Source organism: Micromonospora sp. NPDC093244, from assembly GCF_040683695.1.
Lineage (GTDB): Bacteria > Actinomycetota > Actinomycetes > Mycobacteriales > Micromonosporaceae > Micromonospora.
In genome coordinates this window covers 1,388,418-1,402,781 of the sequence record NZ_JBFBEO010000002.1, presented here as the reverse complement: position 1 = coordinate 1,402,781, position 14,364 = coordinate 1,388,418, and the positions used below count along the sequence as shown (strand labels likewise).

Genomic DNA, 14,364 nt, shown 5'->3' with positions numbered 1-14,364 from the left:
GCGCGGCACCGAGAACCACAAAGGGGAGAACCGTGACGCACGTGTCCGAGCGCAGCGGCGCAGGAAGCAGCCCGACCGGCGCCGGCGGCGACCGCCAGCCCTGGACGGGCGGCGCCGGCCGCCAGGCGCGCAAACGCTCGGTCTCGTACGCCGACGCCGGCGTCTCGATCGACGCGGGCGACCGCGCGGTGGAGCTGCTCAAGTCGAAGGTGCGCCAGACCCGCCGTCCCGAGGTGCTGGGTGACCTCGGCGGCTTCGCCGGCCTGTTCCGGCTGGACACGAAGAAGTACAAGAGCCCGATCCTGGCGTCGTCCACCGATGGCGTGGGCACCAAGCTGGTGATCGCCCAGCAGATGGACATCCACGACACGGTCGGCATCGACCTGGTCGCGATGGTCGTCGACGACCTGGTGGCCTGTGGCGCCGAGCCGCTGTTCCTGCTCGACTACATCGCCACCGGCGAGGTCGTTCCGGACAAGGTCGCCGAGATCGGCGCGGGCATCGCCGACGGCTGCCGGTACGCGGGCTGCGCGCTGCTGGGCGGGGAGACCGCCGAGCACCCGGGCGTCCTGCGCCCGGACGAGTACGACATCTCCGCCACTGGTGTCGGCGTGGTCGAGGAGGCCGACATCCTCAGCCCCGACCGCGTGCAGGTGGGCGACGTGGTGATCGCCATGCGCTCGTCCGGTCTGCACTCGAACGGGTACTCGCTGGTCCGGCACGTGCTGCTCGGGGCCGCGCGGATGCGACTGGACATCGTGATCGACGACTTCGGCCGGCAGCGGACCCTCGGCGAGGAGCTGCTCACCCCGACCAAGATCTACGCCAAGGACTGCCTCAAGCTGATCGCCGAGGCCGACGTGCGGGCCCTGTCCCACATCACCGGTGGCGGCATTCCCGGCAACCTGGTCCGGGTGCTGCCCGAGCACGTGGACGCCGTTGTCAACCGCTCCACCTGGAAGCCGCAGCCGGTCTTCGACCTGATCCAGTCGAAGGGCCGGATCGACGACCACGACATGGAGTCGACCTTCAACATGGGCGTCGGCATGTTCGCGATCGTCTCGGCCGAGGACGCCGACCGGGCGCTGGCGACGCTTACCGGCCGTGGGGTCGAGGCGTGGCAGGCCGGCGAGATCATCGAGGGCACCGGCAACGTGCAGATGGTCGGCCAGCACACCCGCGGATGATCACAGTCCGGTGATCGTACGGGCACCTGATCAGGGCTTCACCCGAGTGGCCATTGCCGCCTAGCCTGAAGGGCACCCTTCAGAGACGCTCGGGAGCCGCCTCGCGGCTTACCGACCGCCTCTCAGGCCAGGCGGAGGAGGGCGATGGCTGCTCGGGGACAGTCGTTCAGCGGAATGCGCGGCCTCGCCGCGGTTCCGTCGTACGTCGTCATGCAGCCCACCACCCTGTGCAACCTGGACTGCGCGTACTGCTATCTGCCGTTCCGGGCCGACGACCGGCGGATGCCTGTGCCGGTGGCCGAGGCGGTGGCCTCTGCGGTCAATCCGTGGGCGACGGCGGGTCGGTTCTCGGTGGTGTGGCACGGCGGGGAGCCGTTGGCCACGGGCCGGGAGCACCTGGCGGCCCTGATCGCGCCGTTCGGTCCCGCTGTGGAACACCACGTGCAGACCAACGCCACGTTGATCGACGACGAGTGGTGTGACTTCTTCGCCAGGCACGAGGTGCGGGTGAGCGTCAGCGTGGACGGGCCGAGGGAGCGCAACGGCGACCGGGTCAACCGGGGCGGCCAGCCGGCGTACGACCGGATCCTGCGCGGTGTCGCCGCGCTTCGCCGGCACGGCCTGCCGTTCTCCGCGCTGGCAGTGGTGTCCCGACCGGAGTCGGGGCTCGCCACCGAGCTGTACGACTACTTCCTCGAGCTGGGCTGTGACGTGCTGGGCATCAACATCGAGGAGACCGAGGGCGTCAACACCCGCGACAACCGCCATGACCCGGCGGAGGTGACGGCGTTCTGGGCCGAGCTGGTGTCGGCCTGGCGGCGGGAACCCCGGATCCACCTGCGTGAGGTCGAGTGGTCGCTGCGGTACGCCGCGGCGGTCCTCGACGATTCGGCGGACGGGGTGCTGCCCCGCCGGCTGGACCCGATCCCGACGATCGGGCACGACGGCTCGGTGACGGTGCTCTCGCCGGAGCTGGCGGGCTTCACGGACGCCCGCTACGGCGATTTCAGCAGCGGCAACGTGCTGGCCACCCCGCTGGCCGAGATCCTCACCGGCGCGGCGGCCACGCCCTGGGTGGGCGAGTTCCTGGCAGGCGTGGAGGCCTGTCGCACGACCTGCCCGTACTTCGGCTTCTGTGGTGGTGGCCATGCCGCCAACCGTTACTTCGAGCTGGGGCGTTTTGACGGTACGGAGACCGAGCACTGCCGCAACAGCAAGATCCGCCTATTGGAGGGAGTGTTGGAGCATGCCCGAGACCACCAGTCACCGGCGGCCTGAGCGTGAAGCGGACGAAGCTCCGGACGGAGTCACCGAGCGGGTACGGGAGGCGGCCCCCGGGCTCGTCGCGCTCCTTCAGGAGGCCGAGGACGCGCGGCGGCTTCGGGCGGAGGTGTCAGGCTCCGACGGCGCCAGCGCGGTCTGCGCCTGGAACCACTTTGAGAACATCCCGACCTTCTACAACTGGAACAACAGGCCGCGCTGAGGGTGGCCGCGATCAGGGGCCTGTCGGCCGGCCGGGTGACTTCCCGGCCAGGGCAGGCCCCTGATCGTCGGCGCCGATACGGCTCCCGACGGGCACATGCGTGAGCACGCGGGGGTCACCGCGTGCTCAGCTCACGTCGAGAGGTCAGCGGGTCGGGCGGACCCAGGGATCCGGGTCGTCGTCCGCATGATTCTCATCATCGTCGTCGACGAACTCTTTTGAGTCGTCGTCGAAGTGGTGCTCAGACTTACCAGCACCCGCCAGTTCGCGCTGCAAGGCGGTGAGGTCGGTGTTCGGGGAGTGGTACTTCAACTCCCGCGCCACCTTCGTCTGCTTGGCCTTAGCACGGCCGCGCCCCATGGCTCGACCCCCTCGCACAGAATGCGGGGCAGCCCGAAGGCGGGCCCCGATGACGTCAGGCATCTCTCGTGGCTCTTACGGTACATGGGGATGCCATCGTTCGGCACCTCGGGTTACCGTCGGCCGGCTCTGCGCGTCGCGTCGATCCGGCCGTCACCCAGTGTACCCGGTAAGGAGCGGAGCGGAGAGCACCCGTGACACGGGACAAACCACGCCAAACTCGACCTGACTCCAGCCTACCGAGACGGGCCGGCGCAGGGGCCCGGAGGCGGATACCGATCGATCCGCCTCCGGGGCGCAGGTCAGCGCAGGTGGATGGTGCGCAGCCGGCCGACCTCTGCCATCCGCCGCTCCGCCAGCCGGTCCGCGGCCACCGCCGGCGGTACGCCCTCGGCGTCGGCCAGGTGCAGGATCTCCCGGGTGGTGTCGAAGATCTTGGTCGCCCGCAGCTTCGCCCGGTCGAAGTTGAAGCCCTCGATCTCGTCCGCCACCTGGATCACGCCACCGGCGTTCACCACGTAGTCCGGGGTGTACAGGATGCCCCGGTCGGCAAGCAGCTTCTCGATGCCCGGGTGGGCGAGCTGGTTGTTGGCCGCACCTGTCACCACCTTGGCCCGCAGGGCCGGCACGGTGTCGTCGTTCAGGGCGCCTCCGAGCGCGCACGGGGCGTACACGTCGATGTCGGCGGCGACCAGCGCGGAGGCGTCGTCGACAAGGGTGACCTGCGGGTGGTTGGCGCGGACCCAGGCCAGCGCCTTCGGGTTGACGTCGGTGGCGACCACCTCGGCGCCGTCCTCGAGCAGGTGCCCGGTCAGGTACTTGCCGACCTTGCCCAGGCCCGCCACGCCGACCCGCCGGCCGCGCAGGCTCGGCGTGCCCCAGACGTGCTCGGCGGCGGCCCGCATCCCCTGGAAGACACCCCAGGCGGTGAGGATCGACGAGTCGCCGGCGCCACCGTGCTCGACGCTGCGACCGGTCACGTACCGGGTCTCCCGGGCGATCACGTCCATGTCCGCCACGTACGTGCCGACGTCGCAGGCGGTGTAGTACCGGCCGGCGAGCGACTCCACGAAGCGGCCGTACGCGCGCAGCAACGCCTCGCTCTTGATCTGCTCCGGGTCACCCCAGATGACCGCCTTGCCGCCGCCCAGGTCGAGCCCGGCCAGCGCGTTCTTGTACGCCATTCCCCGGGACAGGTCGAGCACGTCGGCGAGCGCCTCGTCCTCGCTGGCGTACGGGTAGAACCGGGTGCCGCCCAGCGCCGGCCCCAGCGCGGTCGAGTAGATCCCGATGATCGCCTTCAGGCCGCTCTGCTTGTCCTGGCAGAACACGACCTGTTCGTGACCTGTCGATACCGGGTCGTCGGTGCTCGCGAATACGCCCATGGCTGGCTCCTGGAGTGGTGTGCGTCCTTGTGGGACGCGACCTGGTGGACCCCGGCGGGGATGATGCCGGTGTGATCGAGCCTAGTATCGGCCGCCGCGCGGGTGCTCGACGCGCCGCCGCCGTCCCACGTTGCGGCGCGCGTGGTCCGGGCGCTGACCGCGCTCGTGTGCGGTTCGTGGGAGGATCGCGCCGTGCCGTCGCTCTTCGCTTCTTACCTGCGCGTGTACGAGCCGCTGACCGCCTTCGACCGGGAGCGTCAGAGTTACTGGCGTCGCTACGTGTCCGAGGGGCGGGCGGTGGCGCCCGTGGAGGGTCCCGTCCGGCAACGGACGGCGGTCATCGAGGCGTTGGGCGCCGGCTGGACCAGGCTGCCCGACCTGCCCGAGGAGGCGTACGTCCTGGAGACGGACGACAGCCTGCTGGTCTGCCCCTGGAACCTGCGCATCCGGGTCGCTGAGGCGGCGCTCAGCGCCCGGGACGGGGTGCCCTCGGTGCTCGCCGACGCGTTCGTGCCGCCGGTGCTCGCGGGGCAGGCCAGGGCGGTGGTGGACGACTGGCGCAGCGGCGCGCGGGTGCTGGAGCACGGGGTGCCGCGCGTCCACGAGCAGATCGCGACGTGGGGCGTACCGCTGCGGTGGTTCGTGCTCTTCGAGGCGGCGGAGCGTGACCTCGTCACGGAGCCGGGCCGGCGGGCGTTGCGCTACCGCACCGAGATCTCCAAGGCTCGGCGGCGCTCGTCGCGGGCGCTGTCGGTGCTGCGCAAGTCGGTGGGCGAGGCTCCGATCACCGATGCGGTGGAGGAGGCGGCCCGCTGGCTGGAGGAGTTCCATCCGCGTTCGGTGGTGGAGCTGGACTACGGCGGCCTGGTCGACCTGCTCTCCGACGAGACTCTGGTCGCTGACGACTCGCCGGAGCTGGTCGCCGGCGGCCTCGCGGGGCTGTCCCGGGGTGAGGCCGAGGAGGCGTCGGCCGCGTACGACACGTTGGTGGCCCGGTGGCGTGCCGTACAGCTGCTGGAGCGGTGCAACTAGGGCAAACTGCCCGAGGAGCGCTCCCAAGGCGAGGTGGGCTCGTAGTTGACGCATCACGAACCGTGATCATGAGTCCGAATAAGGTAGTTTCTGCCGTGTAAAAGTCGTAAAAATCGGGCATGGTTCATCCGTCCGTCTAGGGACCTTCATCCGTTCGGCCCATGTCGGACATCGGGGACTAGCCGGACCATGGGAGACGCGTCGGCCGGCGGGACCCCGGCCGATGTCTATACATGTGGAGGAGTGACCGATGGCATCGCGAACGCACGAACCAGAGCCGCTACTCACACCGGCCGAGGTGGCGTCGATGTTCCGTGTCGACCCGAAGACGGTGACCCGGTGGGCCAAGGCCGGCAAGCTCAGCGCCATCCGCACCCTGGGTGGCCACCGTCGGTACCGCGAGTCGGAGGTCAGGGCGCTGTTGCAGGGCCAGATCCCGCAGCAGCGGCAGGGCGACTGACCCGGTAGGGGTTTCTTCGGAAAGGGGCGGTGGATCTCGATCCGCCGCCCCTTTCCGTGCCCGGGGTCAGCGCGCCCCCTCGGTCAACGTGACCCGGATGCCGACCGTGCCACCCTCCCCGCGACGCAGCCGACTGCCGAGCAGGCTCAGGCGGCCGATCAGCCGGTACTTGTGCTTGAGCAGATCGCGGATGCGACCGATGTCGCCATTGCCGCAGATCGTCGCGTGGGCCGGCACCTCCGCCCCGTGCGGACGACCCCGCACGTCGCACGGCGCCACAGTCACGTCGCCGTTGCGGCGGATCCGCTTCACCTTGCCCGAGTCGGCCCTGGTCCAGACCGCCAACGCGTCGCCGTCGCGTACCGCCCAGACCGGCGTCGGCACCGCCCGGCCGTCCTTGCGGAAGGTCGTGAGCAGGATGTACTTCTCGGCCGACAGCCGGTCCAGCGTGGTCACGCCGCCAGGATACGGCTGCCACGGGCCACTGAGTGGCCGGATAGCGTGAACGTCGTGACGGGCGAGCCTCAAATCGGTGACGTGATCGGTGAACTGCTGCGGGACACCCTCGCCGTGGCCACCGGGGTGGGTCCTCGACCGCTTGTCGGCGGCCGGCTGCCCCGACCGGTCATCGAGATCATCGAACGCGACGACGGGTTGATCAACGGCGCGCCGGCAGCGCACTACCTGGACGGGCCTGCCGACTGGCAGCCGTACGACCACCGGGCCGTGGACCGCGTCCGGGGCGAGACCCTGGACGTCGGCACCGGCGCCGGCCGGATCGCCCTGCTGCTCCAGGAGCGCGGCGTACCTGTCACCGGACTGGACACCTCGGCGGGCGCGCTTGAGGTGAGCCGGCGTCGCGGCGTGCGGCGGCTGGTGCACGGCACGGTGGACAGCCACGTCGCCGACGGCCAGCGGTACGACACGTTCCTGCTGCTCGGCAACAACCTCGGGCTCTTCGAGGGCCGACACCGGGCACCCGGGTTCCTGGCCGCGCTCGCCGCCCTGGCCCGGCCGGGGGCGCAGATCATCGCGCACGGCACCGACCCGTACGGCACCCGCGACCCGGTGCACACCGCCTACCACGAGCGCAACCGGCGGCGCGGTCGGCTCGGCGGCCAGCTGAGGCTGCGGCTGCGCTACCGCGAACTGGGCACCGAATGGTTCGACTACCTGGTCTGCTCGGCAGACGAGTTCGCCGCCCTGGTGCACGGCAGCGGATGGCGACTCACCGATGTGGACGACCGGGACGCCCCCTACTACCTCGCCACCCTGCGCCTCGCCGACTGAGGCGACGACCCCCGCGCTCCGGGGCGGAGGCGGGGGGCCGTCGTACGTCTCAGACCTGGACGGTCGGGGGGAGCTGCTCGGGCGGGAGGCCGCCGTCGCCGTCGACCACCTCGTCCGGCTGGCCGTCCTCGTCGATGTCGACCATGGTGATGTCCACCTTGCCGTCACCGTCGGTGTCGAACTGGAACAGGTCGGCCTTGCCGTCGCCGTCGGTGTCCACCACCCACACGTCGGTCTTGCCGTCGTTGTTGGTGTCGGCGCGCAGCAACTCCACCCGCTCGTCGCCCCGGGTCTCCACGATCTCGGAGTCGGTGACGCTCTCCGGTGCCTGGCTCATTTCGGTGCGGTCCTTCCCTCGGTTGACCGTTGGTCAGTACCCGATCCCACGCTCCCCCACGCATGGGCCGGGTCCTCGCGCTGAATAGGGTCGCACCATGAACGAGCGGAGCGGGCGGATCACCCGGCCCGGCGTGGCGGGGACCCCGCGCGCCGCCGGGCGGGACAGGGAGGCGTGATGAGCGATCGTTTCGTTGTCGTCGGTGCCGGCACGATGGGGCTGGGCATCGCGTACGTGGCGGCCGGTTCGGGGCACGCCGTGGAACTGGTCGAGGTGGACCCCCAGCGGGGCGCCGCGGCACTGAACCGGCTCGCCGACCTGTGGGAGCGGGCCGTGCAGCGCGGGAAGTTGAGCGCCGACGAGGCCGCCGCGAACCGGCAGCGGATCACGCTGCGGCAGAGCGTCGCCGACGTCGCGCCCGCCCCCGAGGTGATCGTCGAGGCGGTGCCCGAGCGGCTCGACCTCAAGCGCTCGGTGCTGCGTGCCGCCGCCGCGCTGGACCCGGCGTTGCTGGGCAGCAACACGTCGAGCATCCCCATCGGCGAGCTGGCCGCCGGGCTGGACGCGCCCGGGCGCTTCCTCGGCCTGCACTTCTTCAACCCGGTGTGGGCGATGGCCCTGCTGGAGATCGTGGTCGGCCCGGCCACCGCCGAGGAGACCACCGCCGCGGCCGTCGCGCTCGCCGGCCGGCTGGGCAAGGACCCCGTCGTGGTACGCGACATGCCCGGCTTCGCCACCTCCCGACTCGGTGTCACCCTCGGGCTGGAGGCGATCCGGATGGTCGCCGACGAGGTGGCCAGCCCGGCCGACATCGACAAGGCAATGGTGCTCGGCTACCGGCACCCGATCGGCCCGCTGGAACTCACCGACCTCGTCGGCCTGGACGTGCGGCTGGACATCGCCCGCACCCTCCAGGCCGCGTACGGGGACCGGTTCGCCCCGCCGCCCCTGCTGGAGGAGATGGTGGCCGCCGGGCGCCTGGGCAAGAAGTCCGGGCACGGTTTCTACAGCTGGGAAGGCGGTGTCAAGCAGTGAGCGGCCTGCGGATCGAGGAACGGCCGGACCGGCTGGTGGTCACCCTGGACCGGCCGGAGAAGCGCAACGCCATCGACGCCGACCTGATCGCCGAGCTGCACCAGGTCTGCGCGGAGTTGGAGGCCCGGCCACGGCTGCTGCTGCTCACCGGCGGCACGGCGGGCATCTTCGCCGGTGGCGCGGACATCGGTGAACTCCGCGAACGGGGCCGCACCGACGCCCTCGCCGCGATCAATTCGGCGGCGTTCGCCCGGATCCGGGCACTGCCGATGCCGACCGTGGCAGCAGTGGACGGCCCGGCGTTGGGCGGCGGCGCGGAGCTGGCGTACGCCTGCGATCTGCGGGTGTGCACGGCGCGTGCGGTTTTCGGTCAGCCGGAGGTGCGGTTGGGCATCCTGGCCGGCGCCGGCGCGACCCACCGGCTGCCCGCCCTCGTGGGCGAGGGCCGGGCCAAGGAGCTGTTGTTCACCGGCCGGCGGGTGGATGCGGCCGAGGCGCTGCGGATCGGCCTGGTGAACCGGGTGGTGGACGAGCCCGGTGAGCTGCTGGAGGTGGCGCACCTCCTGCTTGACGAGATCGCCCTGGGCTCGCCGCTGGCACTGCGCCTGACCAAACTGGCGGTGGACGCGCCGGCCGCCGCGCACCCGCAACTCGACCTGGTCAGCCAGGCGGTGCTCTTCGAGGACGACGAGAAGCGCCGCCGGATGACCGAGTTCCTGGAGCGACGCCGTACGCGGTGACGCGTGGACGACGAAAACGGCCGCACCGGGATGCCGGTGCGGCCGTTCGAGTCTGCGGAAGTGCTAGCTGCGGAACTGGACCCCGTTGTCGGCCAATCCGCGAATCACCTGCGCCGACTCACCGAAGCCGATGATCAGCACGGCGTCCGCGCCGAATTCCTTGATCTCCTTCGCGCCACCGCCGAAGTCGACAGGGGGCGCCTTCGCGTCGGCCGGCGGGTCGTAGGTCATCAGCTTGAGCCGGTCGTCGGGGATGCCGGCCTTCTCCAGTTCGTCACGGACGGTGGCCTGGAGGCCCTCGCCGTACGAGTCCTTGCGGGCGACGATGACGATCTTCTGCGATCCGTCGCGGAGGATCACGTCGGCAAGCGCCCGACCCTGGAGGCTGTCCGGCGGGGCGGTACGGAAGTAGAGGCCGTTGTCCTCGACGTCGGTGAGGCTGGCGTCGGTGTTGGACGGCGAGAAGAGGATCTTCCCGGCCTCGACCACGTCCGGCAGCACCTCCCGGGAGATGCCCGAGGCGCCCGCGCCGATGATCAGGCTGACCCCGGCCCCCACGTGCTTGGCCACTGTCGCCTTGGCCACCGTGGGGTTCGTGCCGTCGTCGCCGTCGATCCAGGTGACCGGCTTGCCGAGCGCGCCGCCAGCGGCGTTGATCTCCTTGATCGCCAGTGCCGCGCCGGCGGCCATCGGCGGGTAGGCGATCGACAGGTCACCGGTCTTGGGCAGCAGCCCACCCAGGATCAGCGGCTCCTGGTCGGGGTTGGCGCCCGGGCGCTGCTTCTTCGGCTTCGGTGGAGTCTTGGTGCTCGCCGCCGACTCGATGCCCGCCCCGACGAACTCGGTCTTGCCGTCGCTGATCTGCTGCCCGTCGAAGGTCAGCGTGGCGTAGCTCGCGGTGGCCGGCTCACCCTTGTCGGTGAAACCGGCCCGGGTCAGCGACACGCTGCGGTACTCGATGTCCTGCCCGTTGCGGGCCAGCGCGAGACAGCTGGCCGGGTCCTCGCAGCGCTGGCCGTTGTTCGTCACGCCGACGATCTGCTTGGCGATGGCCGCCGGGTCGGTGCTGCCGGCCAACTGGGCGGCGAGCACCCCGATCACCACCGCGTCGTACGTCTCGGCGGAGTACAGGTAGTCCGTCAGCGCCGGATTGACGGACCGTAGCCGGCTCTTGAATTCCTCGGGCAGAGGAGTGAGGGGCGTGGTTCCCTTCATCCCGTCGACGAGGTTCGCGCGTTCCTTCAACTCCGCTGGATAGGAGTTGAGCATGTTGCCGTCCGTGCCGTAGAGGCGCACCTGTTGGGCGCTTCCCTCGTTGGCCTTGTCATCCCCGCAAGCGCTTGTGGCGAGCAGGATCGTCGCGCAGGCGGCCAGTGTGGCCACCCGCGAGCGGCGTGATACGAGCATGGTCGTCCTTCCTCCGGCGAAGGTCCGCTGCGCACATTAGCGTGCCCAGCCCGGCGGCGGGACCGTGGAGGTGGCGTAAAGCGCAGGTCGCCCGCCTTGAACACGGAGAGTGACCAGTGCTGGGTGGGCTTGACCGTCCCTCGTACTGTGCGCTGCGTGACCGACCTACCACAGCAGACGTTCGACGACGCGGCCGCCGTGCTCAGTTCGGCGCTGGACGGGGACCAGGACGCGGTGGTGGGAGCGTTCGACGCGGTCGTCGACCGGGCCGGCCTGAGCGGCGCGTACGGAGTCGCCTGGTGCCTGGCCGCGACGATGGTCGGTGACCCGCCACCGGGCAGCGGAGCCGCGTTGGAGTTCCCGGGGATCGACCAGGCGGAGTACGACACCCGCTGGGTGGCCCGCTTCGTCAGCGCGTACGCCAACCGGGACGTACCCACCGGGGAGGCACTGTTCGGCGCGGCAGTCGCGGACGGGCAGCTGCCCGACTGTCTGCTCACGCTCGCCGGCTCGACGATCGCCACGCTGCGCAGCCGCGCGGGGTGACGTGCCGCGGGCGCGGCGTCCGTCGGGGGGTCGGACGCCGCGCCGGGCGCGGGCGGTTCAGAACGCGTGGTACGCCACAAGTGGCTCGTACTCGTAGCGCAGGTTCTCGAAACGGACCCGGAAGTCGACCCCGTCGCGGACGTTCGTCGCGACGGTTATCCAGCCCGAGTTGGCCGGCAGGTACGTCCAGTAGTTGCACGCGCTCGTCTTGTCCACGAAGATCACGCAGGCATCCGTCCCGTACGCGCTGGCGTTGCGAACGTTGATGTCGCGGCAGCGGGTTGTGGTGCGGTAGGTGCCGGCTTGGCCGCCGTAGCCGCCGGTTTGGAAGAACGACCGCACGGCACCGCCGTAGCAGGTGGCCTGGGTGGCGAAGAGGTTCGTCCCGGGGGCGGCGGGCGTGACCGGGGTGGTCTGTGCGGCCCGCGCCGGCGCACCGGCGGCGAGCAGTGCGGTGGCCGAGGCGACGGCGAGCAGGCGAGCGGTCGAGGATGACATGCGTGCCTCCGATGGTGGTGAGTTGACCGTCCGTGTCGAACGGTCGAGCGGACCGTGACGATGATACGTATCGATCAATGCCCGCGCGGTCCCCGTTCTGTCCTGCCCGTGTGATAGCTCTGGAGCATGTCCGAGGCCATGCTCAGCAAGGTGCGCAAGCTGCTCGCCCAGGCGGAGGACCCGGCCTGCACGCCCGCCGAGTCGGCCGCGTTCACCGCCAAGGCCACCGAGCTGATCGCCCGCTACGGAGTCGACCGGGCCCTGCTCGCCGCCCGTGACCCGGCCACCGACCCGGTCGGCGACCGGGTGCTGGACATCGTCGCCCCGTACGCCCGCGACAAGGTAGGGCTGCTCGCCGCGGTCGCCGAGCCGCTGCGCTGCCGGTGCGTACGCCGCCGGCAGGGCAACGGGTTCGCGCTGCACCTGTTCGGCTTCGCCAGCGACCTGGAACGCGTCGACCTGCTCTTCACCTCACTGCTCGTGCAGGCGGCGCACGGCCTGGCGGCCACGCCGGTGCCGGCTGACGACCACCCGGCCGCCTTCCGCCGCTCGTGGCTGGCCGGCTTCGCGGAGGTCATCGGAGGCCGGCTCCGGGCGGCCGAGACGGCGGCGGTCAGCGGATCGGGCACCCCGTCGGTGGCGCTGGTGCTCGCCGACCGCTCCGACCGGGTGCAACGACGGCTCGCCGAGCAGTACCCGCGACTGCGTACCGCACCGCCGCGCCGGCTGGCCGGCACCGGCTTCAGCTCCGGGGCCGAGGCCGGCAGTCGCGCCGACCTGGGCGGTCGGAACCTCAACGGCAGCTCCGCCGTCGCCCGGCGGCTCGGCCGCTGACAGCTGTCAGGCGGACGTCTCGGGGTGCCGGCGCGACACCGAGGCGAGGTAGCGGCTCAGCAACTCGTGCCAGCCGGCGGTCAGCGCCTTGCGGTACCCCTCGGCGGCCTCGCCGTGCCTGTCGAAGTGCCTGTGCTCCAGCTCGACGCGGGTCTGTTCGGCCCCCTCCGGGAGGAACAGCACCTCCACCTCACTCGCCCGGGCCGGATCCGGTACGGGAACCCGGTCCGGGCCGATCTGCCACGCGAAGACCAGCCGGCGGGGCGGATCCCAGGTGAGCACCCGGCCCCAGTCGGACCGGAAACCGTACGGGCCGATCTCGTAGAGCATCCCGCCGGCCCGCGGCTCCATGCCCAGCTCGGCCAGGGACTCCGGGCCCGACCAGGTGTACTCGGTGACCCACCAGTCAGTCAGCTCGTCGGTGAACACGGTGAACGCGTGCTCGGCGGAGCCGGGGACGAGGAGGCTACACCGTAAGGAGAACCGCTCCGCGTCCTGCCGGATGTCGGCCGGATCAGTCATCTCCTGTCCCATAGGCCCGGACCATACCGGCTGGTGCCCGCGTGTGCAGCTTTCGGGCCGGCCGGTTCTCGACAGTCGGTCGCCGGGCCGTCACCGACGGGATGTACCGCCGGAAAGCGGGTAACCGCGCCGGACGACCCGGACGACCGGGTAGGTGTGCGGCGGGGCGGGAGATCATGAGCGAGAGCACGCAGCAGCAGAAGCCCGACCGGGACGTCGGCGACAAGGACCCGGACGTCCTGCTGGACATTCCGAGGGTGTCTGTCGAATCGATCCGGCTGGCGGTCGACGGGCTGGACGCCGACCTCTCCCTGCGGGCACGGCTGGCCAATCTGCTCCAGATCGACGCGGGCGTACGCGTGCACCTGCGCGGTGTCGAGCTGGACATCAACGGGGTGCACGCCGAGGCGCAACTGCGGGTGCGGTTGGAGCAGCTGGTGACGGTCCTGGGCCGGGCGCTCGACACGATCGACCACAACCCGCAGGTCATCGAGATGCTCGCCCGCTCGGCCGGTACGGCAATCGACGACGTGAGTCGCAGCGAGCAACAGTTGACCAGGGCTGCCGAGGTGGCCGCGTCGGCCCGGCGCTCCGCCTCCGTACTCGACGAACCCGGCCGGCGCGTGGGTGCTGTCGCCGGCCAGGCCGCGTCCACGTCCGGGCGACCTGCGCCGGCGACCGGGGGTCCCGGCCCGCGCGTCGGTGGCCCGGGCCCGGCCGAACAGGTGCGACCTGATGCCGGCGGCGCCGCCAGGCCCGGTGCTGCGGCGACCGGTGCTGCCTCCAGGCCCGGCGGTCCGGAGGGGCCGCGACCGGAATCCGCCGGTCCGGCCCCGGGAGGGGCGCAGAGTCGTGGCCCCGGGGCCGGCGGGGCGGCGGGATCGGCGTCCGGTGCGGAGGGGCGACAGCCAGAGGGCCAGGGTGGGGGACGACAGCCGACCGGTGCGGGTGCAAGCGCTCAGCGGGGCGGGCAGCCGCCGTCCGGCGAAGCCCGCGACCGACCCGGCGCAACGTCCGCTACCGGAACCGGGCCGTCCGGCAACGGTGACGATGGTCAGGGCGGTGGCCTGGCCGGTGGGGCGCACACGGCGGCGCAGCTCGCCGAGCAGGCGGGGGAGACCCTGTGGCAGGCCGGGCGCAGCGTGTGGGAGGCGATCCAGGGCGGCGTGGCGCAGCGCCGCCAGCAGGGACACCAAGATCGGTAATCGAATTCGGCGCTGACGTGGCACCCGGGGGCCCCGTATGGGC

18 protein-coding genes are annotated in these 14,364 nt (G+C 71.4%); 11 read left to right on the top strand and 7 right to left on the bottom strand.

The features are described 5' to 3' along the window. The first annotated feature begins 32 nt into the window (after positions 1-32). From purM to amcA, 3 genes are all read left to right on the top strand, one after another. A complete protein-coding gene (gene purM / locus AB0N27_RS16800; protein WP_364369673.1) occupies positions 33-1,187 on the top strand; it encodes a phosphoribosylformylglycinamidine cyclo-ligase in 1,155 nt (384 codons plus the stop codon). A 174-nt stretch (positions 1,188-1,361) separates the two neighbouring features. Continuing rightward, complete coding sequence (gene amcB, locus AB0N27_RS16795; protein ID WP_364370796.1) at positions 1,362-2,465, top strand: cyclophane-forming radical SAM peptide maturase AmcB; 1,104 nt, start codon at positions 1,362-1,364, stop codon at positions 2,463-2,465. After that, positions 2,434-2,670 (top strand): multiple cyclophane-containing RiPP AmcA, encoded by a 237-nt coding sequence (gene amcA / locus AB0N27_RS16790; RefSeq protein WP_139586138.1) that lies wholly within the window; start codon positions 2,434-2,436, stop codon positions 2,668-2,670. The genes amcB and amcA overlap by 32 nt, the downstream gene beginning before the upstream one ends. Before the next feature lie 144 nt (positions 2,671-2,814). Here amcA and AB0N27_RS16785 read toward each other — a convergent pair whose 3' ends face one another. Continuing rightward, positions 2,815-3,030: a DUF3073 domain-containing protein gene (locus AB0N27_RS16785; protein WP_007454329.1), complete on the bottom strand. Its 216-nt coding sequence runs from the start codon at positions 3,028-3,030 to the stop codon at positions 2,815-2,817. 302 nt (positions 3,031-3,332) lie between these two features. Next, the gene (locus AB0N27_RS16780; RefSeq protein WP_364369669.1) at positions 3,333-4,415 is read right to left on the bottom strand and encodes a Glu/Leu/Phe/Val dehydrogenase dimerization domain-containing protein; all 1,083 of its coding nucleotides are present in this window, start codon (positions 4,413-4,415) and stop codon (positions 3,333-3,335) included. A 192-nt stretch (positions 4,416-4,607) separates the two neighbouring features. Here AB0N27_RS16780 and AB0N27_RS16775 point away from each other — a divergent pair, with 192 nt between their 5' ends. Both AB0N27_RS16775 and AB0N27_RS16770 read left to right on the top strand, forming a co-directional pair. Further along, positions 4,608-5,447 (top strand): hypothetical protein, encoded by an 840-nt coding sequence (locus AB0N27_RS16775; RefSeq protein WP_364369667.1) that lies wholly within the window; start codon positions 4,608-4,610, stop codon positions 5,445-5,447. 250 nt (positions 5,448-5,697) lie between these two features. Beyond that, a complete protein-coding gene (locus tag AB0N27_RS16770) occupies positions 5,698-5,907 on the top strand; it encodes a BldC family transcriptional regulator (protein ID WP_007073996.1) in 210 nt (69 codons plus the stop codon). A 66-nt stretch (positions 5,908-5,973) separates the two neighbouring features. Here AB0N27_RS16770 and AB0N27_RS16765 read toward each other — a convergent pair whose 3' ends face one another. Then, positions 5,974-6,363: a PPOX class F420-dependent oxidoreductase gene (locus tag AB0N27_RS16765; protein ID WP_364369664.1), complete on the bottom strand. Its 390-nt coding sequence runs from the start codon at positions 6,361-6,363 to the stop codon at positions 5,974-5,976. A 54-nt stretch (positions 6,364-6,417) separates the two neighbouring features. Here AB0N27_RS16765 and AB0N27_RS16760 point away from each other — a divergent pair, with 54 nt between their 5' ends. Beyond that, complete coding sequence (locus AB0N27_RS16760; protein WP_364369661.1) at positions 6,418-7,197, top strand: class I SAM-dependent methyltransferase; 780 nt, start codon at positions 6,418-6,420, stop codon at positions 7,195-7,197. 49 nt (positions 7,198-7,246) lie between these two features. Here the strand turns inward: AB0N27_RS16760 and AB0N27_RS16755 are convergent, their stop codons facing one another. Beyond that, entirely contained in the window at positions 7,247-7,534 is a 288-nt protein-coding gene (locus AB0N27_RS16755; protein ID WP_030491406.1) for a hypothetical protein, read from the bottom strand. A 177-nt stretch (positions 7,535-7,711) separates the two neighbouring features. Between AB0N27_RS16755 and AB0N27_RS16750 the strand changes: the two genes are divergently transcribed. Beyond that, the gene (locus AB0N27_RS16750; RefSeq protein WP_364369657.1) at positions 7,712-8,569 is read left to right on the top strand and encodes a 3-hydroxyacyl-CoA dehydrogenase family protein; all 858 of its coding nucleotides are present in this window, start codon (positions 7,712-7,714) and stop codon (positions 8,567-8,569) included. After that, positions 8,566-9,309 carry an enoyl-CoA hydratase/isomerase family protein gene (locus AB0N27_RS16745; RefSeq protein ID WP_364369655.1) on the top strand — a complete coding sequence of 248 codons (744 nt, stop codon included), beginning with the start codon at positions 8,566-8,568 and terminating at the stop codon, positions 9,307-9,309. Before AB0N27_RS16750 ends, AB0N27_RS16745 begins: the two co-directional genes overlap by 4 nt. A 63-nt stretch (positions 9,310-9,372) precedes the next feature. Here AB0N27_RS16745 and AB0N27_RS16740 read toward each other — a convergent pair whose 3' ends face one another. Next, on the bottom strand, positions 9,373-10,716 hold the full coding sequence (locus tag AB0N27_RS16740; protein ID WP_364369652.1) for an ABC transporter substrate-binding protein: 1,344 nt from the start codon (positions 10,714-10,716) through the stop codon (positions 9,373-9,375). Positions 10,717-10,872: 156 nt separating this feature from the next. On the opposite strand from AB0N27_RS16740, the gene AB0N27_RS16735 reads away from it, so the two are divergent. After that, positions 10,873-11,262, top strand: a complete 390-nt coding sequence (locus AB0N27_RS16735) for a hypothetical protein (protein ID WP_139586146.1) — start codon at positions 10,873-10,875, stop codon at positions 11,260-11,262. Between the two features lie 57 nt (positions 11,263-11,319). Here the strand turns inward: AB0N27_RS16735 and AB0N27_RS16730 are convergent, their stop codons facing one another. Beyond that, entirely contained in the window at positions 11,320-11,760 is a 441-nt protein-coding gene (locus tag AB0N27_RS16730) for a hypothetical protein (protein WP_364369648.1), read from the bottom strand. Positions 11,761-11,886: 126 nt separating this feature from the next. Here AB0N27_RS16730 and AB0N27_RS16725 point away from each other — a divergent pair, with 126 nt between their 5' ends. Continuing rightward, positions 11,887-12,594 (top strand): DUF2786 domain-containing protein, encoded by a 708-nt coding sequence (locus tag AB0N27_RS16725; RefSeq protein ID WP_364369645.1) that lies wholly within the window; start codon positions 11,887-11,889, stop codon positions 12,592-12,594. Between the two features lie 6 nt (positions 12,595-12,600). On the opposite strand, the gene AB0N27_RS16720 is transcribed toward AB0N27_RS16725, so the two are convergent. Continuing rightward, positions 12,601-13,128 carry an SRPBCC family protein gene (locus AB0N27_RS16720; RefSeq protein ID WP_364369642.1) on the bottom strand — a complete coding sequence of 176 codons (528 nt, stop codon included), beginning with the start codon at positions 13,126-13,128 and terminating at the stop codon, positions 12,601-12,603. Between the two features lie 164 nt (positions 13,129-13,292). Between AB0N27_RS16720 and AB0N27_RS16715 the strand changes: the two genes are divergently transcribed. Next, on the top strand, positions 13,293-14,321 hold the full coding sequence (locus tag AB0N27_RS16715; RefSeq protein WP_364369639.1) for a hypothetical protein: 1,029 nt from the start codon (positions 13,293-13,295) through the stop codon (positions 14,319-14,321). The last annotated feature ends 43 nt before the right edge of the window (positions 14,322-14,364 follow it).